The organism is Herbihabitans rhizosphaerae (genome assembly GCF_004216555.1).
Taxonomy (GTDB): domain Bacteria; phylum Actinomycetota; class Actinomycetes; order Mycobacteriales; family Pseudonocardiaceae; genus Herbihabitans; species Herbihabitans rhizosphaerae.
Genome location: NZ_SGWQ01000003.1, coordinates 504395 through 525651 on the forward strand (window position 1 = coordinate 504395; position 21257 = coordinate 525651).

21 protein-coding genes are annotated in these 21257 nt (G+C 69.0%); 9 read left to right on the plus strand and 12 right to left on the minus strand.

The window, feature by feature from the left end:
- Positions 1–34 precede the first annotated feature (34 nt).
- On the minus strand, positions 35–1018 hold the full coding sequence (locus EV193_RS12100) for an endonuclease/exonuclease/phosphatase family protein (RefSeq protein ID WP_242613313.1): 984 nt from the start codon (positions 1016–1018) through the stop codon (positions 35–37).
- A gap of 109 nt (positions 1019–1127) precedes the next feature.
- Here EV193_RS12100 and EV193_RS12105 point away from each other — a divergent pair, with 109 nt between their 5' ends.
- On the plus strand, positions 1128–2105 hold the full coding sequence (locus EV193_RS12105; protein WP_130344133.1) for an ATP-binding cassette domain-containing protein: 978 nt from the start codon (positions 1128–1130) through the stop codon (positions 2103–2105).
- On the plus strand, positions 2102–2914 hold the full coding sequence (locus EV193_RS12110; RefSeq protein ID WP_130344134.1) for an ABC transporter permease: 813 nt from the start codon (positions 2102–2104) through the stop codon (positions 2912–2914). The genes EV193_RS12105 and EV193_RS12110 overlap by 4 nt, the downstream gene beginning before the upstream one ends.
- 103 nt (positions 2915–3017) lie before the next feature.
- Here EV193_RS12110 and EV193_RS12115 read toward each other — a convergent pair whose 3' ends face one another.
- Positions 3018–6188 carry an AfsR/SARP family transcriptional regulator gene (locus EV193_RS12115; protein ID WP_130344135.1) on the minus strand — a complete coding sequence of 1057 codons (3171 nt, stop codon included), beginning with the start codon at positions 6186–6188 and terminating at the stop codon, positions 3018–3020.
- A gap of 426 nt (positions 6189–6614) precedes the next feature.
- Complete coding sequence (locus EV193_RS12120) at positions 6615–9191, minus strand: ATP-dependent Clp protease ATP-binding subunit (RefSeq protein ID WP_130344136.1); 2577 nt, start codon at positions 9189–9191, stop codon at positions 6615–6617.
- Between the two features lie 342 nt (positions 9192–9533).
- On the opposite strand from EV193_RS12120, the gene EV193_RS12125 reads away from it, so the two are divergent.
- The 5 genes from EV193_RS12125 to EV193_RS12145 all read left to right on the plus strand — a co-directional run bounded on the left by EV193_RS12125 (position 9534) and on the right by EV193_RS12145 (position 12472).
- Entirely contained in the window at positions 9534–10334 is an 801-nt protein-coding gene (locus EV193_RS12125) for a (2Fe-2S)-binding protein (RefSeq protein ID WP_242613314.1), read from the plus strand.
- 153 nt (positions 10335–10487) lie between these two features.
- Positions 10488–11624 carry a helix-turn-helix domain-containing protein gene (locus EV193_RS12130; RefSeq protein ID WP_242613315.1) on the plus strand — a complete coding sequence of 379 codons (1137 nt, stop codon included), beginning with the start codon at positions 10488–10490 and terminating at the stop codon, positions 11622–11624.
- Positions 11506–11802, plus strand: a complete 297-nt coding sequence (locus EV193_RS12135) for a DUF397 domain-containing protein (RefSeq protein ID WP_130344138.1) — start codon at positions 11506–11508, stop codon at positions 11800–11802. Before EV193_RS12130 ends, EV193_RS12135 begins: the two co-directional genes overlap by 119 nt.
- Complete coding sequence (locus EV193_RS12140) at positions 11795–11965, plus strand: DUF397 domain-containing protein (protein ID WP_130344139.1); 171 nt, start codon at positions 11795–11797, stop codon at positions 11963–11965. The genes EV193_RS12135 and EV193_RS12140 overlap by 8 nt, the downstream gene beginning before the upstream one ends.
- Positions 11966–12031: 66 nt before the next feature.
- Positions 12032–12472, plus strand: coding sequence for an SRPBCC family protein (locus EV193_RS12145; protein WP_130344140.1), 441 nt, complete (start codon positions 12032–12034; stop codon positions 12470–12472).
- Here EV193_RS12145 and EV193_RS12150 read toward each other — a convergent pair.
- The 4 genes from EV193_RS12150 to EV193_RS12165 are packed head-to-tail and all read right to left on the minus strand — an operon-like array spanning position 12441 to position 15068.
- Complete coding sequence (locus EV193_RS12150; RefSeq protein ID WP_130344141.1) at positions 12441–12719, minus strand: hypothetical protein; 279 nt, start codon at positions 12717–12719, stop codon at positions 12441–12443. The two genes, EV193_RS12145 and EV193_RS12150, sit on opposite strands and share 32 nt — an antisense overlap.
- A gap of 14 nt (positions 12720–12733) precedes the next feature.
- Positions 12734–13567, minus strand: coding sequence for a hypothetical protein (locus EV193_RS12155; protein WP_130344142.1), 834 nt, complete (start codon positions 13565–13567; stop codon positions 12734–12736).
- 31 nt (positions 13568–13598) lie between these two features.
- Positions 13599–14063 carry a hypothetical protein gene (locus tag EV193_RS12160; protein ID WP_130344143.1) on the minus strand — a complete coding sequence of 155 codons (465 nt, stop codon included), beginning with the start codon at positions 14061–14063 and terminating at the stop codon, positions 13599–13601.
- Between the two features lie 15 nt (positions 14064–14078).
- Positions 14079–15068 carry a DUF5937 family protein gene (locus EV193_RS12165; RefSeq protein WP_130344144.1) on the minus strand — a complete coding sequence of 330 codons (990 nt, stop codon included), beginning with the start codon at positions 15066–15068 and terminating at the stop codon, positions 14079–14081.
- A 67-nt stretch (positions 15069–15135) separates the two neighbouring features.
- Here EV193_RS12165 and EV193_RS12170 point away from each other — a divergent pair, with 67 nt between their 5' ends.
- Positions 15136–16341, plus strand: coding sequence for an MFS transporter (locus tag EV193_RS12170; RefSeq protein ID WP_130344145.1), 1206 nt, complete (start codon positions 15136–15138; stop codon positions 16339–16341).
- Here EV193_RS12170 and EV193_RS12175 read toward each other — a convergent pair.
- From EV193_RS12175 to EV193_RS12190, 4 genes are all read right to left on the minus strand, one after another.
- A complete protein-coding gene (locus tag EV193_RS12175) occupies positions 16286–16762 on the minus strand; it encodes a hypothetical protein (protein ID WP_130344146.1) in 477 nt (158 codons plus the stop codon). The two genes, EV193_RS12170 and EV193_RS12175, sit on opposite strands and share 56 nt — an antisense overlap.
- A gap of 75 nt (positions 16763–16837) precedes the next feature.
- Positions 16838–17638, minus strand: a complete 801-nt coding sequence (locus EV193_RS12180; protein WP_165401323.1) for an ABC transporter ATP-binding protein — start codon at positions 17636–17638, stop codon at positions 16838–16840.
- Positions 17635–18696 (minus strand): FecCD family ABC transporter permease, encoded by a 1062-nt coding sequence (locus EV193_RS12185; protein WP_242613316.1) that lies wholly within the window; start codon positions 18694–18696, stop codon positions 17635–17637. The genes EV193_RS12180 and EV193_RS12185 overlap by 4 nt, the downstream gene beginning before the upstream one ends.
- Positions 18693–19739: a FecCD family ABC transporter permease gene (locus EV193_RS12190; protein ID WP_130344147.1), complete on the minus strand. Its 1047-nt coding sequence runs from the start codon at positions 19737–19739 to the stop codon at positions 18693–18695. Before EV193_RS12190 ends, EV193_RS12185 begins: the two co-directional genes overlap by 4 nt.
- Before the next feature lie 85 nt (positions 19740–19824).
- Between EV193_RS12190 and EV193_RS12195 the strand changes: the two genes are divergently transcribed.
- Positions 19825–20841, plus strand: a complete 1017-nt coding sequence (locus EV193_RS12195) for an ABC transporter substrate-binding protein (protein ID WP_130344148.1) — start codon at positions 19825–19827, stop codon at positions 20839–20841.
- A gap of 69 nt (positions 20842–20910) precedes the next feature.
- Here EV193_RS12195 and EV193_RS12200 read toward each other — a convergent pair whose 3' ends face one another.
- Positions 20911–21243, minus strand: a complete 333-nt coding sequence (locus tag EV193_RS12200; protein WP_130344149.1) for a histone-like nucleoid-structuring protein Lsr2 — start codon at positions 21241–21243, stop codon at positions 20911–20913.
- Positions 21244–21257: the final 14 nt, after the last annotated feature.

The window sequence follows — 21257 nt, forward strand, 5'->3', positions numbered from 1 at the left end:
CCAACATCGCCATTCTATGACAGGGGCGAAACACCTACGGCAACTGAACCCGAGCGTAGATCGGATCGTGGTCGCTGCCTGGCAAGTCGAACACCTGGAATTCCCGCACGGCGTAACGGAAATCAGCCAGCACGTGATCGATCGCAACCGGCGGCCAGCGTGACTGCGACCAGGTCATCGACAGCCCCTCGCCGACCGCGTCCGCCGCGTCCGAGTACCCCTTGCGCAGGATGTCGCGAAACGCCCGGTGGTCCAGCGACGCGTTGAAGTCGCCGACCAGCAGACGCGGCGGGCCTTGCGTGTCCACGCCGGGCAGACCGGCCAGCTCACGTTGCCACGCCTCGAAATCGTGCACCGGCGTGAGCGGGTGCACGGCGACCACTTCGGCGTCGGCGTGGCCGGGCAGATCCACCAGCGCGGCGGGCTGTGCGTGCAGCGCCGGCCCGGCAAGCTGGCGCTCACGCAGCGGATACCGTGCCGCGATCCCGGTACCGCTCGCGCCGGGCATCGCGTGGAACACCCGGTGCGGCAGTTCGGCGAACAGCCCAGCCCGGTCCAGCGCCCCGACAGCGGCCGGCGTCAATTCCTGCAGGCTGAGCACGTCGATCCGATGGTTGCGCACCAGTTGCACCACGTGGCCGACGTCCGCCCTGCCGAAGTACAGGTTCGCCGACATCACCCGCAGCTCGGCCCCGGTGGCGTCCGGCTGATCCGCCGACATCGTGCGCGGGAGCATCGCGGCCACCAGCACCGCCGCCACGGCGAACACCACGATGCCGGTCGCCCACCGCCGTAGCAGCAGCGTGATCGCCGTGAGCAGGACGCCGGCCACCGCGACATACGGCGTCAGCGCGAGCGCCGCCGCGACATACGCGTTGCCGTCGAACCCGAGCAGGCGGAACGCCGAGAACACACAGAACACCCCGACGGCCACCACGAGCAGCGCGGTGACAAACCGGTTTTGGCGTCGTGGCGGCTCTTCCACCTCGGGTTCTGGCATGTAAACGACCTCGGTCACCCCACCAGCGTGCCCGATGACAGCGGCTGACAGGGGCGCAACAGCGAACTGTGCGCGGCCTGACAGTGCACGGGGCGATCGTCGTCTCGTGACATTCGAAGGAGGGAACATGACACAGGCGATCGAGGCCGAGGGGCTGGTCAAGCACTTCGGTCAAACCAAGGCGCTGGACGGCGTCGACCTGACCGTCCCGACCGGAACCGTGGTCGGTGTGCTCGGCCCCAACGGCGCGGGCAAGACCACGGCCGTGCGGATCCTCGCGACCCTGCTGCGACCGGACGCCGGCATCGCGAAGGTGTGCGGGTTCGACGTGGTGCGCGACCCGGTGGCGGTCCGCTCGCTGATCGGTCTGACCGGTCAGTACGCGTCGGTGGACGAGGACCTGTCCGGGCGGGAGAACCTGGTCCTGATCGGGCGGCTGCTGGAGATGTCCAAGGGCGACGCCCGTGCTCGCGCGGCCGAACTGCTGGCGCGGTTCGAGCTGACCGACGCCGGCGACCGGGCGATCAAGACGTACTCCGGCGGCATGCGGCGCCGGCTCGACCTGGGCGCGAGCCTGGTCGGGCGGCCTCGGGTGCTGTTCCTGGACGAGCCGACCACCGGGCTGGACCCGCACGCGCGCAACGAGGTGTGGCAGGTCGTGCGCGGACTCGTCGACGACGGCGTGACCGTGCTGCTGACCACGCAGTACCTGGAGGAGGCCGACCAGTTGGCCGACCGGATCACCGTGATCGACCACGGGCTGGTCGCCGCCGAGGGGCGGGCCGACGAGTTGAAGCGCAAGGTCGGCGGGCAGACGCTGCAGGTGCGGCCGACCGCCGAGTCGGATCTCCTTGCGGTGCAACGAATTCTGGCCGAACTGACCGGTACCGCGCCGACGACCGACCTGGACGCGGGAATGGTGACCGTGCCGGTCGACGACCCGGTGCTGATGTCCACGGTCGTCCGGCGGCTCGACACGGCCGGCATCACCGCCGACGAGCTGGCGCTGCGACTGCCCAGCCTCGACGAGGTTTTCCTTTCCCTGACCGGGAAATCCGCTCAGCAGTCCACTGTGGACACTCAGAAGACGGGGAGCTTGACATGACGACGATCGCACTCGACGCGCCACCGGAGGTGACTCGGCACATCGGTCCGGCGCGCACCATGCGGCACGGGCTTGCCCTTGCCTGGCGCGGAATCCTGAAGATTCGCAAGAACCCGGAACAGCTGGCCGACGTCACGCTGATGCCGATCATCTTCCTGCTGCTGTTCGCTTATGTGTTCGGCGGCGCGATCGGCGGGAGCATCGAGTCCTACCTGCCCCAACTGGTGCCCGGCCTCGCGGTGATGACCGTGATGATGGCCAGCATGACCGTCGGCATGAACCTGAACACCGACGTCAGCAAGGGTGTGTTCGACCGGTTCCGCAGCATGCCGATCGCCCGACCGGCACCGCTGATCGGAGCGGTGCTGGCCGACCTGGTCCGGTACCTGATCTGCATGACCATCCTGCTGGTGGTCGCGACGATCATGGGCTTCCGGTTCGGCACCGGGTTCGTGCCGGTGGTGGCCGGCGTCGGGCTGGCAATGCTGTTCGGCCTGTGCTTCTGCTGGGTCGCGGTGTGGCTGGGCATGCTGATCCGTTCGCCGGGTGCGATGCAGGGCCTGCTCGGCATGCTGTCGCTGCCGCTTACCTTCGGCAGCAACGTGTTCGCGTCGTCGGACACCATGCCGTCCTGGTTGAAGGCATGGGTCGACATCAGCCCGGTGACCCAGGTGGCGGACACGCTGCGCGGGTTGTTCGTCGGCGGGCCGGTTGCCGGTCCACTGCTCGGATCGTTCGCCTGGATGGCCGGAATCCTCGTGGTCTTCTTCCCGCTGGCGATGCGCGCCTACCGCAAGCGCCTCTCCTGAAAATCGCGAGTCCCGCGCTCTGCACCCCCGAGTCCCGCGCTCGTGCACTCCACAGGCTGCACGAGCGCGGGACTCACCGTGTCTGAGCGCGGAACTCGCGCGTTTACAGGCGCGTGTCGAGGATGGTGCACAACTCGGCGACGGCGGATTCGCGGGACAAAGCCGCCCCCGCGTCGGAGATCTCCCGGTAGGCCGATTCGCCGAGGCGCGCGGTCAGCGTCGCGATCAGTGCGGCCAGGTCCGGGCTGCCGAGGTCCGGCGCGCCCCGGATCGCGGTGGCCATGCCGATCAGGCGCGCCGCCGCCTCCGCGTCCTCCAGTCCGATCTGCCCGCCCACCGCCTCCGCGATCTGCGCGATCACCGGCATGTCCGGCATCGGCTCCATGTCGGTCATCGACTGGCGGAGCAGGCCGAACACCTCGCGCCGCTCGTCCGCGTTGGTGACCATGCGCGCCTCGGCGACCGCGATGTTGGCGCTCCACTGGCCGACCGGTTTCGGCACGGTGGACACCCTCGCCCGCGCGTGATCCAGATGCCGGCGCGCCGTGTCCCGATCGCCCCTGGCCAACGCGATGGTCGCGGCGATCGAGGCCACCATCGCCGTCCCCTCGGTGTCCCCGCCGCGCGCCTCCTGCAGGTAGGCGAGCGCGGTCTGGATCTCGCGCTCGGCCCCGTCCAGGTCGCCCGCGCGGTAACGGGCCAACGCCAGCCGCGCGGTCGTCGACCACAGTTGCTCGATCGCCTCCAGCGCGCGCACCAGGTCCTTCGACCGCTCGTACGCCTCGAGTGCGCCGTCGTGATCACCGCGCAGTGATCGCCGCTCGGAGATCTGCGTCAGCGAGATCGCCTGGCCGAACCGGTCACCCAGCTCCTCGAACATCTCGAATGCTTGCGCGCCAAGGGTTTCCGCGCGCTCCACGTCGCCGTCGTTCTCCGCGATGAACGACGCGGCGAGCATCGACGCCGCCCTGCCCCACGGAATCGGGTGCGTCTTGGCCAGCCCCACCGCGCGGTCCAGCGCGTCACGGTCGCCGTTGAACATCGCCACCATCGGCTCGACCATGGCCATCAGCGGATAGCGCCACAACGCGTCGGTCTCCCGCAGCTCACGGAGGATATCGGCGGCCTCGTCCTGATCGGGGAACCCGGTCTCACCGCCGAAGGCCGCCACCACGTGCACCGCCGCCATGACGGCCGGATCGACCGGGCCGGTCATCCCATGCGTCTGCACCGCGAGCAGCTGTGCCTCCTGATGGAAGCCCATCAGCATCCAGAACCACACCGCGCCGGCGAACATGCGCCCCGCGGTGTCCGCCTCGTCGGCGTCGATCGCCTGCCGCAGCACGGCGAGCATGTTCTCCTGCTCGGAGCGCAGCTTGGCCAGCCACACGAGCTGGTCGCGCCCGTGCAGATGCGGCTCGGCGGTCTCGATCAGATCGACGTAGTACTCGAACAGCCGCGGTGTGATCGACTCACCGGCGTCGGCGAGCCGCTCGGCTGCGTACGCGCGCACGGTCTCCAGCATGCGGTACCTCGGGATGCCGCCGCGGCCCTCGTGCACGTGCGCGATCGACTTCTCCACCAGCGCGCCGAGCACGTAGATCACGTCGTCGGCCGGTACCTCGTCGTCGTCCGCGCACACGGCGGTGGCCGACTCGACGGTCGCGCCGTCCGGGAACACCGACAGCCGCCGGGCCAGCGCGCGCTCGGGCTTCTCCAGCAGGTCCCAGCTCCACTCGACGACCGCGCGCAGCGTGCGGTGCCGCGGCAGCGAAGTGCGACTACCCCCGGTGAGCAGGCGAAACCGGTCGCCAATGCGTTCGGCGATCTGCTCCAGCGTCATCGAGCGCAGGCGCGCGGCGGCCAACTCCAGGGCCAGCGGCAGACCGTCCAGACGGCGGCACACCTCGAACACCGTGGCGGCGTTGTCGTCGGTCAGCGCGAATCCCGGTCGGGCGGCGACCGCCCGGTCCACGAACAGCCGCACCGCGTCCGACGTCCGACCGTCCACTTCGGACGGTAGTTCCAGCGGGCCGACCGGCACGATCGCCTCGCCAGTGATCGCCAGTGGTTCGCGGCTGGTGGCCAGCACCCGCAGCCCTGGCGCGCCGGCGAGCACCACGTGGGCGAACCGCGCGCAGCCGCCGATCAGGTGCTCGCAGTTGTCCAGTACCAGCAACACTTTCCGGCCGCCGACCGCCTCCACGACGCGGTTCGAGGCGTCCAATGTGGACGGTTGCCGTTCGAGAACCAGCGGCTCGGCGAGGCCCATGCCGGCCACCACCGCGTTGGGCACGTGCTCCTCGTCGCGGACACCGGCCAGCTCGACCATGTGCACCTCGGCGTCCCACCGGTCGGCGAACTCGGTGGCCAGGCGGGTCTTTCCGGCGCCGCCCGGGCCCATCAGGGTGACCAGCCGCGACTCGTGCAGCCGACCGTCCACTTCGGACAGTTCACGGCGGCGGCCGACGAAGCTGGTGAGCCGCACCGGAAGCCGGGTGCGGGTGGCGGGCGGCGGCGTGGGCGCGGCCAGTGCCGGGTCGCCCCGGAGCACGGCCAGGTGCGTGTCGGCCAGTTCGGTCGACGGATCGACGCCCAGCTCATCGGCCAGCGCGCCCCTGATCCGCTCGTAGGCGGCGAGCGCGTCGGACTGCCGGCCGGCCGCGTACAGGGCCTTGATCAGCAGCACGGATTGCCGTTCCCGCAACGGGTTCTCGGCGACCAGCGCCCGCAGCTCGCCGAGCACGTCGGCGTGCCGGCCGAGCCTGAGGTCGGCGTCGAGCCGGTCCTCCAAGGTGGTCAGGCGTGCCTCGGACAGCCGGGTGATCGCCGGGCCGGCGAACGGGAGATCCTCCACTCCGGCGAGCGGGCGCCCGTCCCACAAGGACAGTGCCGCGCGGAGTGTTTCGGCCGCCGCCTCGGCGTCCCCGGCGCGCAGCGCGGTCCGGCCCTTCGCCGCGAGTTGCTCGAACTGGTGCACGTCCACGTCGTCGGGGTGCACTGTCAGCCGGTAGCCGTGGGTGTTCGACTCGATCACGTCGCCGGCTGCCTTGAGCGCACGTCGCAGCCGGGAGACCAGCGACTGCAGCGCGTTGGTGGCGTCGGACGGCGGTTCCTCGCCCCAGAGGCCGTCGATCAGGGCTGTCGCCGGCACGACCGAGCCGGCGTCCAGGGCCAGCCTGGCCAGCAGGGCGCGCAGGCGTGAGCCGCCGACCTCGATCGGCGTGCCATCGTCCGAAAGCGCCCCCGGAGCGCCGAGCAGTACCACTCGCACAGACGCCAGCCTGTCACAACGGGACGGCGAGGGCGTGCACCTGCCACACTGGAACGGCGGGGATCCACGAGGCTTAGGTCACCGAGGCGCGAGACGGGTCACTGAGGCACCGCGCACCGTGTCACAGCGCATCGAGCCGCACTGCGCAGAGCCGGGAACTCCTAGTCGCCAGCACCCCCGTCCTCCTGCGATCCCCGGGGGCCACCACACCTCCTCCCCATACTTCGACCCTATCCGCGAAATCGGGGGGCTGGAAGGCGTCGCACGTCAGCTGTGGACAACCCGAACCATGTGGATAACTCGGGCAGCCGAAGCGCGAAGAAGGCGGGACGGTCCACAGTGGACGGACGAACACGTTGAGCCACAACGAAAGAGGCGGCTCCCGTTTCCGGGAACCGCCTCTTTCCTCGCTACTGAGTGGCTAGCTCACTCGCCCTCGGCGGCAGCCTCGCCGCCCTCGCCGCCGCTGGACGCGGCCAGCTCGGCCGGCGGCGCGTCCGGCACGACGGACGGCTTCGGCTCGCCGCGGAAGACGAACTTCGCCTTGTCGTCCTTGGACTTGCCTTCCTTGGCCTGGTCCTCCGGGTCCCAACCCTCGACGTCGACGATGATGATCTGGCCGGGCTCGATCTCCCCGAACAGGATCTTCTCCGACAGCTGGTCCTCGATCTCCCGCTGGATCGTGCGACGCAGCGGCCGCGCGCCGAGCACCGGGTCGAAGCCGCGCTTGGCGAGCAACTGCTTCGCCGTGTCGGTCAGCTCCAGGGCCATGTCCTTGCCCTTGAGCTGCCCCTCCACGCGGGTGATCATGAGGTCCACCATCGAGACGATCTGCGCCTCGGTGAGCTGGTGGAACACGATCACGTCGTCGATACGGTTGAGGAACTCCGGACGGAAATGCTTTTTCAGCTCGTCCTCGACCTTCTGCTTCATCCGGTCGTAGTTGGACGAGCTGTCGGTCCCGGTCTGGAAGCCGAGGCCGACCGCCTTGGAGATGTCCTGCGTGCCGAGGTTCGACGTGAAGATCAGCACGGTGTTCTTGAAGTCGACCGTGCGACCCTGACCGTCGGTGAGGCGCCCGTCCTCCAACACCTGCAGCAGCGTGTTGTAGATCTCCTGGTGCGCCTTCTCGATCTCGTCGAACAGCACCACGGAGAACGGCTTGCGGCGCACCTTCTCGGTGAGCTGACCGCCCTCCTCGTAGCCGACGTACCCCGGAGGAGCACCGAACAGCCGCGATGCCGTGTACCGGTCGTGGAACTCGCCCATGTCGATCTGGATGAGCGCGTCGTCCTCGCCGAACAGGAAGTTCGCCAGCGCCTTGGACAGCTCGGTCTTACCGACACCGGACGGGCCGGCGAAGATGAACGAGCCGGACGGGCGCTTCGGGTCCTTCAAACCGGCACGGGTGCGGCGGATCGCCTGGGACACGGCCTTGACCGCGTCCTCCTGGCCGATGATCCGCTTGTGCAGCTCGTCCTCCATGCGGAGCAGACGGGTCGTCTCCTCCTCGGTGAGCTTGAACACCGGGATGCCGGTCCAGTTGGCGAGGACCTCGGCGATCTGCTCGTCGTCCACCTCGGCGACGACGTCCAGGTCACCGTCCTTCCACTGCTTCTCCCGCTCGGACTTCTGGCCGAGCAGCGTCTTCTCCTCGTCGCGCAGGCGCGCGGCGCGCTCGAAGTCCTGCGCGTCTATCGCGGACTCCTTGTCCCGGCGGACATCGGCGATCTTCTCGTCGAACTCGCGCAGGTCCGGCGGAGCGGTCATGCGGCGGATCCGCATGCGCGCGCCGGCCTCGTCGATGAGGTCGATCGCCTTGTCCGGCAGGAACCGGTCGTTGATGTACCGGTCGGCGAGCGTCGCGGCCGCGACGAGCGCCGGGTCGGTGATCGTGATCCGGTGGTGCGCCTCGTACCTGTCGCGCAGACCCTTGAGGATCTCGATGGTGTGCTCCAGGCCCGGCTCGTCCACCTGGATCGGCTGGAACCTGCGCTCCAGTGCCGGGTCCTTCTCGACGTACTTGCGGTACTCGTCGAGCGTGGTGGCACCGATGGTCTGCAGCTCACCGCGGGCCAGCATCGGCTTCAAGATCGACGCCGCGTCGATCGCGCCCTCCGCGGCACCCGCGCCGACGAGCGTGTGCAGCTCGTCGATGAACAGGATGATGTCGCCGCGGGTGCGGATCTCCTTGAGCACCTTCTTGAGGCGCTCCTCGAAGTCACCGCGGTACCGGGAACCGGCGACCAGCGACCCGAGGTCGAGCGTGTAGAGCTGCTTGTCCTTGAGCGTCTCGGGCACCTCGCCCTTGACGATCATCTGGGCCAGGCCCTCGACGACGGCCGTCTTGCCGACGCCGGGCTCGCCGATCAGCACCGGGTTGTTCTTGGTGCGGCGGGACAGCACCTGCATGACCCGCTCGATCTCCTTGGTGCGCCCGATGACCGGGTCGAGCTTGCCCTCGCGCGCCGAGGCGGTGAGGTTGCGCCCGAACTGGTCGAGCACCAGCGAGCTGGACGGCGTGCCCTCGCCGCGGCCGCCACCGGCCTCGGCGGGCTCCTTGCCCTGGTAGCCGCTCAGCAGTTGAAGCACCTGCTGGCGGACGCGGTTGAGGTCCGCGCCGAGCTTGACGAGCACCTGTGCGGCGACGCCCTCACCCTCGCGGATCAGCCCGAGCAGGATGTGCTCGGTGCCGATGTAGTTGTGGCCGAGTTGAAGGGCCTCACGGAGCGACAGCTCCAGGACCTTCTTCGCTCTCGGCGTGAAGGGGATGTGTCCGCTCGGCGCGTGCTGGCCCTGGCCGATGATCTCCTCGACCTGCTGCCGCACGCCTTCCAGTGCGATCCCCAGCGACTCGAGCGCCTTGGCGGCGACACCTTCACCCTCGTGGATCAGACCCAGGAGGATGTGCTCGGTGCCGATGTAATTGTGGTTGAGCATCCTGGCCTCTTCTTGGGCCAGGACAACCACCCGCCTCGCGCGGTCGGTGAACCTCTCGAACATTTGCACTCCCTGACTGCTGCGCCGGCGGCCCTTGTCCACCGTCAATGGTGGAGTCAGCACCGTAAGACCACTGTAGTCGGCCGGCCCGTCGCTCTCAGTGCCACTGCTGACTCTGATTGCCAGTTCCCGCCTGCCGGATGACCCGACATGTCCTGACAACGCGCGTTCACCGGGGCGGATTCCGCCAGAACGGGTTTGTCCGCTCACCGCGAACACGCGACCGTTCGGCGCTGCGGAGGCTGTGGCCCGTGCCACGTGCTGCGCCAAACGGAGCCATACCTTGTAAGGTAAGGCAAGCCTCACACGTTCGGGGAAGGGGGCGTCAAGATGGTTCATCCGTCCGTGGCTGCCCCTGTCACGCCCGCACGACGGCACTACATCGCGGACTCGTTGGCGCGGGTGGACGGCCTGCAGGAGTTCCTGTCCATCCATTTCGGGCTGCCGGACGGCGATGGCTGGCGGCGGTGCTCGGACATGCTCGCCGATCCCGGATCGTTCGACTCGTGGCGCACCTCACTCGGCGAGCGACTCAAGGCCGAATACGGCAGCGCGCCGGACCGCACCACGGCCGGCTACGTCATGTCCTGGTACCTCTCGGTGCCGGCGTACCTGGCCGGGTGGCTGTTCCACCACGAGCGGCGGGTGCCGTCGGTGCGGCCGGAGCACCTGGCCTTTCACCTTGATCATGGGCAACACCGCCCGATCGGAGTAGCGCTGCTGGCACCGGAGTTCGCGTGCCTGCCGTCCGATCCGGCGGCGGGAACACCCAACGTGACCGTGGTGCCCGACGAGCACGCGCTCGCCGCACTGCTGCGCGGCCGGTTCGCCGCGCACGCGACGCGGTTCGTGGACACCTTCGGGCCGACCGTCCGGTTCGGAAGGCGCACGCTCTGGGGTGCCGCCACCGACGCGCTGGACACCTCGCTCTGGCTGGCCGGCCGGCTCGCCGGCGAAGTGGGGCCGGCCGCCGCCGACGCGTCGCTCGTTCTTCCGGACGCCATGGACCCGTTCACCTCGGCGTCCACACTGCGACCCAACGGCACGCCCGAGTGGACGCGCCGCCGGGAGAGCTGCTGCTTCCGCTACCTGGTGGCGCCGGACTCGGTGTGCGGCACCTGCCCGCGCAGCTGCCCCAAGGGCTGACTTCGCCGGTAGTTGTCGGCGCACTGGGTGATGCACCGAAGTAGATCCGCCCGCCAATGGTCGTCGGACTGATCGGGGCGGGCGGATTCGAGTGCCTTTTGAAATCCGTGGTAAAACGCATAATGGCTGGCCCTGCTCTCGCCGCCGAGTGGGGTGCGCTCCGAGAAATACCCGGCGATTTCGCAGAACGTCGCATTCTCCGGCCACGGCGGCACCAACCACTGCCCAGGCCGATCCGGGTCACTGATTCCGGTGGTGTTCGTGTCCGCCATGGCGTCTCCCGAGTTGAGTCCTGCTACGTTCCGCTTGCAGCTTCTCCGCAAGCGAGCAACTCGACAAACCCCTTGCCTACGCGCAACGGGTGTCACCGACCCGATGCCGGTGACACTATGCTGTTACCGGCCGACAACAGGAGTCTCGATGGCCAGAACCCCCAAGGCGCGGGCGCTCGGCGCGGCTCTGCGACAGGCTCGGCAGGCCAACGGCATGATCTTGCGTGAGCTTGGCGCGGCGATCGGCCGCGACATCGGCGTGATCTCTCGCTGGGAGAACGGCGAGCGCACGCCGAAACCGGAACAGGTGGCGCAAATACTCACCAAGCTCGGCGTGACCGGCGAACGTTATGACGAAATCATGACGCTCGCCTATCGCACCGGCGAGTCGCAGTGGGTCGCGACCACATTGCCGGAACGACGACAACAAATGGTCGCCTACGTCGATTGGGAGCAGAACGCGCGACAAATAGTCGAAGTCGCGCCGCTGTTGATCCCCGGACTGTTGCAAGTTCCGGACTACGTTCGCGGGATCATGACCGACGCCGGAGTGTCGGCCAGCGAGATCGCCTCGCGAGTCACCGAGCGAATCGGTCGCCGCGACGTGATCACCAAGCGCAACCCGGCAAGCCTGCTCGTGTTGCTCGGCCACGCCACGCTCCGCCAGGATATCGGCGGCCGAGACGTGACGATCGAGCAACTGCAGCACCTGTTGACGATGGCTACGTGCGACAACATCGAGCTGCGCCTGATTCCCGATCATCGTGGCTGGCACCCCGGTCTGGACGGCACATTCGCACTTATCGAGGCCAAGCGGCCAACCGACAGCGGCCGCACGAGAAGTTCCGTCGTATTCGCCGGCACTCGGCTGGCGGACCTCATGTTGCACGAGGACACCGATGTCGCCGCCTACCGGCGCGCGATCGACAAGATCATGGCGATCGCCCTGCCGCCCGAATCCTCCGCGAGGATCATCGCGGATCTACTTGATCGAATGGAGAAAGACCGTGGCACCTGACCACACCTGGCGGAAGGCCGCCCGTAGCGAGAACACCGCCAACTGCGTCGAACTGCGCGGCACGCTCGACCAACTCCGCGACTCCAAGAACCCGAGTGGCTCGGTTCTCCACGCCAATGCCCCCGCTCTCGTTCGCTCGATCCAAGCGGGCCATCTCCACGGAACGCCCAATGCCTGATCACCGCTGGCGGAAGGCGACCCACAGCGAGAACGGCTCTGACTGTGTCGAACTGCGGGGCACGCTCGATCGAGTTCGCGACTCGAAGAACCCCGGTGGACCGGTGCTGCGTGGCAACGTTCCCGCACTTCTGCGCACCATCAAGACCGGCCACAAGCCCTGACCTTCGCCTCTGGCGATCGGGCGCCGAACCGGCTCACGCTCTCCTCCTCTTCGAGAGGAGGCCGTCATGGCACCGGTGCAGAACGGGACCGACATCGCCCGCACTCCCCAGGACGTCTTCGACTACGTGGCCGACGCGTCGCACCTGCCGCAGTGGCAGGACGACGTGGAGAAGGTGGAGATCGAGACCCCGGACATCGTGGGCAAAGGCATGGTGGGCGTGGAAACCCGGCGGATCCAGGGCTCCTCGCGCAGCTTCCGCTGGGAGGTCACCGAGTACGAGCCGGGCAAGCGGTGGCGGTGTCACGTGATCGAAGGCCCGCTGCGGACCGACGTGATGTTCACCTTCACCCCGATCGAGCGCGGCACGCACGTCGATGTGGCGATCGACTTCAAGAGCAAGGGCATCGGCAAGCTGATCGCGCCGTTCGCCCGCCGCAGCACGAACAAGGACCTGCCGGGAAACTTGGCGCACCTCAAGTCGAACTTGGAGAGCGTGACACCTTGATCAAGTCGTAGATCGCCGCGACGATCAGCACCACCCACGCCACAAGCACCACGTCGAGCAGCACGTGCTGGACGGAGCCGACGGTCGCCGGCAGGCACAGCGCGCACCCGATCAACACGAACGCGGGCACCGCGACCACGGCCGGCACCGCGTGGCGCTCCGCCGATCGCACGTTGAACAACACCAGCAGGACCGCGAACGCCTGGCCCCAGCCGCCGAAACCAGTCAGCCACTCGTGCCCGAACACGATCCACGGCGGCGTCAGCGCGTTCGGTTCTCGTACAACGGAAGAAGGCTTTCGAAGTACGCCTGGAACGTGCGAATCGTGGCGAACAAGGTGTCCGGCACGTCGGCGCGCGCGAGGCCCCAGAGCACTTCGGCGCCCGTGACACCGGCCTCGGCGTTGGTCACGTCGGTGGCCCAGTCGTAGAAGTTCTGCCGCTCGGGCCCGGTGAGCCCGCCGACCGCGGTGACCAGGTCCAGCAGCGGCGGGCGGTTGCGCAGCATGAACCGGTAGATCTCGGAAAGCTGGAAGAACCGGTCCTCGCGCGCGGAGGGGCGTTCGCCGTGGACCTGCTCGGCGACCCGCACACCGTGCTCGGTCGATGCCTGCTCGGCGATGCTCCACACGCGATCGTGCACGGACCGGGTGGTCAGCTCGCCGGCCTTCAGTTTGACGAGGTACTCCGCCCACAGTTGCGAGCCGGGGTTGCCGCCGGTGTCGGTGCCGCGTCCGCTGGCGATCGCCAGCCCGCGCTCCAGCCCCTCGATGATCCCCGCGTCCACATAGGACACCCAGCTGCCGCGCGCGCCGAGACCGTGGTTACGGAACAGCGTCACGATGCCTTCGATGTTGCGCCACCGGCCCGGGTCGATGTCGGCGCCGAGGTATTCGGCGGTCGGGCCGGACTCGATCAGGCGCACCATGTCCAGCCGGTCGGACATGGTCATCTTGTCGATGTCGTCTAGGCCGCAGGCCAGTGTGGCGGCGCACTTCTCCGGTGTGGGCGGCGTGTCCTGGGCGGTCGCGGTGGCCGGCGCCAGCAGCAGCACGGCTACCACGGCGGCGAGGCAGGTGGCGAGAGCGTGGCGCACGGCGGTCCTCCTTGACCTCGGAGTGCACTGATCAAACGACCGTATCGGAACGCGGGTTACGTTTCGCCTGTACGAATTCGTAGATCGTGGCGACGATCAGTGCGCACAGCGCGACGGCTCCGACCGTGTAGAGCGCGTTGGCCCAGTCATCGCTCGCACCGCCACTGATGCCGAACGAGTTCTGCGCGAAGGACCGCCACCTGGCCTGATCGTCGGCCTCTCGGACGAACGCCGGAAAGACCAGCACGCACCCGGTCAGCACCAGGATGGGAATCGTGACGAGCACGGATACCCGCCGCGTCGCTCGCACGCGCTTGTTGATCAGCACCATGACGAACGGGATCGTCAGGAAGCTGAACAGCGTCGGCGCGATCAGCAGCATGCTGACCAACATCATCAGGCCGGTCTCACCGAGCAGCAGCACATGTCCGAACGCCACCCACAGCGGCAGCACCACCGGCGCCGCCAGCACGAGCACGTACCCCAGCCTCCCCACGCGAGCAATCGTGCCCTACTCGCCCTTCGCACCGGCGGCGACCGCGTCGCCGAGCGGTGTCCTCCGATAGAGCACCGAGCGGCCGGCACGAGCACGGTCGCACAACCCCGCCCGGCGCAGCACCGAGAGATGATCACCGACCGCGCCGGGAGCCATGGCGAGACCACGCGCGAGTTGAGTGGTGCTGGCCGGACTGTCCAGTGCGACGAGCAATCGCGCGCGGGAACGTCCGACGAGATCGCCGAGCGCACCGGGGTCCGCCGCCGCGTCCGGCTCCCACAGGGCGGCGACACCACGAGCCGGGTAGCACACCGTCTTGGGCCACGGCGGTTCGATCAGCGCCGCGACAGCCGGCCATACGAACACCGACGGGATCAGCAGCAGCCCGTCGCCGGCCAGATCGACCGTGCCGTGCTCACCCCGCAGGCCGATCTCGATCGCGCCGTCGCGCCAACGAGTCCGGCGGTCCAGCCCGTCGATCGCCGACGCCCAGCCCTCGCGGCTGAGCAGTGCGGCGCGGTGCACCACGTCCCGCTCCAGGATCGCCCGCAACCGGATCCAGTCGGCGGCGAGCAACTCGTGCCACGCGACCGCGAGCACATCGGCGATCCTGGCCACCACCATCCGGCTGCGCAAGATCGACAGCACTCGCGGGTCGCTGGCCGGTCGACGTGCCAGACAACCGGCGATCTCCTTGCGCGCCAAACGAAGCGGCGTCGTGCGCACGGTATCGAGATCGTCCTGGACGGTCTGCGCGAGGCTTCGCGGCGGTGGTGCCACGAAGTCCGCGCCGTGGCCCGGCGAGTACAGCGCGAGCAGCGCGTCGAGTTCGGTGTCGCGCCGCAAACGCTGGTAGACCGGGCGCAGCCGCTCGGCCCAGTCGGGCGGCAGCGGCCTCCCGCCGCGACGGGAGAGGCGGCGCAACAGGTTGTCCAACTCGAACAGCGGCGAGATCGCGAACCGGCTCGCGATCAGGTCCTCGGCACTCGCGCGGAACCGCAGCACGGTACCGACCTTACGTCCACTGGCGTAACAATCGCGTTCCGGCGAGCACCCCGGCACCGTCACCCACATGCGAGCGACCTTCGGCCAGGTGCTGACCACACCAGTGTTCCGCGAGCTGTTCGCCACCCGGACGCTCGCGATCGCGTCGGACACGTTGCGCACGGTCGCCCTGTCCACCGCGATCTTCACCAGCACCGGCTCGGCCTGGCTCGCCGCACTCGCGTTCGGGATAGCGTTCGCACCGCAAATGGTCAGCGGCATCGTGCTGGGAGCGCTGCCCGACCGAATCCGGCCGCGCGTGCTGATCACCCTCGGGTACACGGCATCGGCGGCCGGCACGGCGCTGCTCGGAGTGGTCGATCTCCCGCCGTGGGCGAGCCTCGCGGTCGTCGGTCTGATCGGCTGCCTCGCGCCCGTGTTCAACGGGACGAGCGGGCGGCTGCTCGCCGAGGTGCTCGACGGCGACGCGTACGTGCTCGGCCGGTCGCTGTTCTCGATGGCCGCCTCGTTCGCGCAGATCGCCGGGCTGGCGTTCGGCGGGATCGCGGTGGCGGCGGCGAACCCGAGGACCGCGCTGTTGATCAGTGCCGGGTGCCACGTGGTGGCCGCCGTTGCGGTGCGGCTGTCACTGCCCGACCTCCCTGCGGGGCCGGCCGGCGCCAACGTGGTCCGGCAGAGCCTGCGCGCGACGCGACACCTGCTCGGCACCCGGTCGATCCGGTCTCTGCTGATCGCCCAGTGGTTGCCGCCCGCGCTGGCCATCGGAGGGGAGAGCCTCCTGGTGCCATACGCGAACGCGCGCGGTTTTCCGGCCAGCGCAGGAGGAATCATGCTCGCCTGCATTCCGGTCGGCATGCTCGCCGGCGAGTTCGTCGTCGCGAAACTTGTCCCACCGACCGCACGCTTGCGATTAGTAATGCCACTCGTCGCGATGATCGGCACACCCCTGGTCGTGCTCGCATGGGACATCCCGCTGGTGGTCTGCTGCGTGCTGCTGACCACGAGCGGCGCCGGGTTCGCCTACAGCCTCGGGCTCGCCGGCCCGTTCCGGGACGCGCTGCCGCCACACCAGCGAGGGCAGGCGTTCGCGCTGCTGTCGTCCGGTCTGATGACCGTCCAGGGAGTCAGCCCGGCCATCTGGGGCGCGCTGACCGAGATCGTCTCGGTCGGGCAGGCGATCGCCGTCGCGGGTGCGGCGACACTGCTGGCGGCCGGGTTCACACGCCGAGTCGGGTCAGTGCGGCGCGCAGTGACTCCTCGTCCGTCGTCGTGAGCAGGGCGGACTCGCGGGCGTGCGGCAGATCGAATCGGACGGTCAGGCCGGCACTGCGGTAGCGCGCCGCCCGCGCGTGCGGCCGCTCGTCGTCATAGTTGGTGAACGCCCGAGGGGGATCTCGGAACTGCAGCGCGGTGCAGCCGAGCGCGAACAGCTCCGGCGCGAGTTCCAGGAAGGCGCTCGTCTCCAGCAGCACGTCGGCCGCGACGCGTTTGACCGTCACCTTCACCGGCGATGTTCCTCGTCCGGGCGACATCGGGATCAGCGCGTCCTGCCAGTCGCCCTGGAGTGGGGTGAACTCGGGCAGCAGCACATAGCGCTCCGCCGGATCGAGCGCCGCCGCGAGGTCCGGCACCGTGGCCGCGCCGACGAGCGCCGTGCACAGCCCACCGGTCGTCTTCATGTCCCAGACGCGCATGCCGCGAACACTCCCACGTACCCGACCCCGATGCACAGCGCGGGACTCACCGGTGCAGGGCGCGGGACTCGCGGTTCACACAGTGGCGGGGCGGTGGCGGGAGCCGATGGGGATCACCATGGGGGTGTCGGCGACCGGGTCGGTGAGGATCTTGGCGTCGAGATCGAACACCGTGCGCAGCAGATTCTCGGTGAGCACCTCTGCCGGCGGGCCCTCCGCGACGATCTTGCCGTCACGCATGGCGACGAGCCGGTCGGCGTAGCGGGCGGCGAGGTTCAGATCGTGCAGGACCATCACGACCGTGGTCCCGCGCGAGGAGTGCAGCGCGTGCACCAGGTCGAGCACATCCACCTGGTGCGCCAGATCCAGATACGTGATCGGCTCGTCCAGCAGCAGCACGTCCGTGCCCTGCGCCAGGGTCATCGAGATCCACGCGCGCTGCCGCTGACCACCGGACAGGTGATCGACGATCGCATCGGCGTGCGGCGCCATTCCGGTCAGCTCCAACGCTTCCCCGACCGCCTGATCGTCCACTGTGGACCATTGGCGGTACCACGTCTGGTGCGGGTGCCGCCCGCGCGCGACCAGATCGCCGACCGTCAGCCCCTCCGGCGCGACCGGCGTCTGCGGCAGCACGCCGATGATCTTGGCGACCTCACGCGTCGGCAGCTTGTCGATCCGCTTGCCGTCCAGCAGCACCGAACCGCCCTTCGGCGCGAGCAACCGCCCGAGCGCGCGCAGCAGCGTCGACTTGCCGCACCCGTTCGGCCCGATCACCGCGGTCACGGTCCCGTCGAGCACGTCCAGATCGAGCCCGTCGACCACCACGTGCTCGCCGTAGCCGAGCCGCAAATCGTTGGCACGCAAGCGAGTCACACCCGCTCCTCTCGACGTCGGCGAATGAACAGGAACACCAGGTACGGCGCGCCGAGCACCGCGGTGAGCACCCCGACCGGCAGCCCGGACAGCAGCGGCACCGTGCGCACCACGAGATCAGCCGACACCGTCAGCAGCGCGCCGAACACCATCGATCCGACCAGCGGCGGCTGCGCGGTGCCGGCCAGCCGCAGGGTGATCTGCGGTGTGGCGAGCGCGACGAACGCGATCGGCCCGGTGGCCGAGGTGGCGACGGCGGCCAGCGCCACGGCGAGCAACAGCAGCGCGCCGCGCGCCCGGTCGACCCGAATGCCCAGCCCACGCGCGGTGTCGTCGCCGTACTGCAGACCGCCGAGCGTGCGCCCGGCGATCACCGCCACCGGCACCAGCACGGCGAGCGCGATCGACACCGGCGCCACGCCGTCCCAGCCCACGTCGGCCAGGTTGCCGACGAGCCAGGTCACCGCGCGCGCCGCGTCGTCCACATCGCCGACCGACAGCAGCCAGTACACGAGGTTGTAGCCGATGGCGGCGATCCCGATGCCGATGAGCACCATGCGGTACCCGTCGATGCCGCGCCGCCAGGACAGCACGTACAGCAGCACGCCGGCGAGCAGACCGCCGAGCAGACCGGCCAGCGGGACGCCGATCGTGCTGGCGCCGCCGGTGATCTGGCCCCGGGTGCCCTCCAGCACGATCACGCCGACCGCGGCGGCGGCCGCACCCCAGGTGACGCCGAGGACGTCCGGGCTCGCCAGCGGGTTCCGCGCGATCGACTGGAAGATCGCCCCGGCCACGCCGAGCGCGCCGCCGACCAGAATGCCGACCAGCGTTCTCGGCATCCGCAGTTCCCAGATGATGTTGTGGTGCAACGGATCCCCGGCACCGAACAGCGCGCTGACCACATCGGACAGTCCAATGTGGACGGACCCGATGCCGAGGTTCAGCGCGACCACGAGCAGCAGCGCCGCCACGCCGGAGGCGGTCACCACGACCAGCCTCGGCCGCAGCAGGAAGCTCAGCCCGCCCAGCCGGACGGTCCGTCTCGTCGATGTCACAGGCGCACCAGCCTCGTCCGCCGAACCAGCACGATGAACACCGGCGCGCCGATCAGCGCGAGCATGATCCCGACCTCGAACGCGTCCGAGGCGAGCACCCGCCCCAGCACGTCGGCCACCAGCAACAGCACCGCGCCGATCAACCCGGCGAACGGCACCACCCACCGGTAGTCCGGCCCGGTGATCGCCCGCGCCAGATGCGGCACCACGAGTCCGACGAACGCGATCGGCCCGCACGCCGCCACGGCCGCACCGGTGAGCAGCGTGATCGCCAGCACGCCGAGCACCCGGGTGCGCGCCACGTTCGTGCCCAGCGCCACCGCCACGTCGTCGCCGAGTGCCAGCGTGTTCATGCCGGGCGTGTTGATCGCGGCCAGGATCAGCCCCACGATCAGGAACGGCGCGATCTGGCCGGCGATGGCGTAGTCCCTCGCGGCGATCGACCCGACGCTCCAGAACCGGAACACGTCCATCCCGCGTTCGTCGACGAGCACGATCGCCGAGGTCAGCCCGTGCAGGAAGAAGCTGACCGCCGCGCCGGCCAGTGCGAGTGTGACCGGGGAAGCGCCCCGGCCGCCCGCCGAGCCGAGCGCGAACACCGTCACGCTCGCGGCCAGCGCGCCGAGTACGGCGAACCACACGTACCCGTACAGCGAGTCGACGCCGAGCACGACCACGGCCGTCACCACCGCGAACGCCGCGCCCTGGGTCACGCCGAGCAGGCCGGGGTCGGCCAGCGGGTTGCGGGTGTGGCCCTGGATCAGGGTGCCGGCGATGCCGAGCGCGATACCGACGAGCAGGCCGAACACGGTTCTCGGGACACGCAGCGAGCGAACGATGATGTGCTGCTCGATGTCCTGCGGCGAGGTCAGCGCGTCGAGCACGACGTGCAGCGGGATCGCCTTGGCGCCGAGGCAGATGCTCGCGGCACTGGCCGCGGCGAGTGCCACGAGCAACAGCACGAGCGCGATCGTGCGGCGCCGGCGACTGGTCACCCGCGCGCCGCGGGGTGCGGCCGTGGCCGCCGCCGTCGTGCCTGTCACAGCCGCATCCTGTCCGTTTTGTTCCGAAGCTCGCACATCATAGTGTGCGATTAGGCAAGGCTAACCATTCGAAAGGGGCCGTCCCATGGCCAGTACCCGCCGACGGTGGCACGCATCAGTGCTGGTCGCGACGGCCAGTTGTCTCGTGCTCACCGCGTGTTCATCGACCGAGACGCCGCAGGCCGCGTCCTCGTCCTGCGGGCAGGTGGCCGACAACTCGGCCGGCTTCCCCAGGACCGTGAAACACGTGATGGGCGAGGCGAAGATCGACAAGCCACCGAAGCGAGTGGCCGCGCTGGACACCAGCTACGTGGACGCCGCGCTCGCGCTGGACACCGAGGTGATCGCGTTCACGAAGTACCGCGGATTCGGCGACAAGCTGCCCGACTATCTGGCGGCGGACGCGGCGAAGTGCGGCACCAACGCCAAGGCGGTCGGCGAGCTGGCCGCACCGGACGTCGAGCAGATCTACGCCCTCAAGCCGGACCTGATCGTGTCCGCCAAGATCCGGCACGAGAAGTACTACCAGCAGTTCGCCAGCTCGGCGCCGACCGTGTTCAGCCAGACGACCGGCGCGAGCTGGAAGGACAACATCCGGCTGCTCGGCAAGGCGCTCGGCAAGGAGCAACTGGCTGACAAGAGGATCGCCGATTACGAGTCGCGGGCGCGGCGGCTCGGCGAGGCGATCAAGACGAAGAATGGCGGCAAGGCCCCGACCGTGACGCTGGCCAGGTTCGTGGCCGGCGAGCAGACCGCCCGGCTGTACACCAGTGAGTCCTACGCCGGCATCGTGATGCGCGATATCGGGTTGCCGCGTCCGCCCGGGCAGCCGGATCGAACCGACAAGGTCAACGTGGACGTCAGCCAGGAGGAGATCCTGAAGCTGGACGCCGACCGTGTTTTCGTGGGCGTTTACGACGACGACGCGCGAAAGGGCGCCGAGGTCAAGTCGAGGTTCGCGGCCAATCCACTTTGGGGCAAGCTCACCGGCAAGGTTTCCGATGTGAACGACACGACCTGGATTACCTCGGTCAGCCTGCAGGGCGCGCACGCCATCATGGACGACCTGGCGAAGCTGTTCGGCGTCGATCCGATGAAGTGAGGTTCTGGTAAAAGGTAAGGCCGCGGGCAGGTGCCCGCGGCCTTACTTGTAGCCAAACCTCGAAGGTTTTCAGTTCTTCTTGTGGTAGGCGTCCGAGATCTCCTGCGGGATGCGACCGCGGTCGGACACCTTGTAGCCCTGCTTACGGGCCCACTCGCGAATTGCCTGGTTCTGCTCGCGGTCCGCAGAAGCGGTGCGCGGCGCACGGCCACCCACGCGCTTACGGCCACCGACCCGGCGGGAGTGCGCGACATAGTCGGCAAGAGCCTTGCGGAGCTTGTCGGCATTCTTCGTGGACAGGTCGATCTCGTAGGACGCGCCGTCCAGACCAAACTTGACGGTCTCCTCTGCCTTCGAACCGTCGATGTCGTCGACGACCTCGATGGTCGTAACGCTAGCCATGTGCGCCCTCCTTG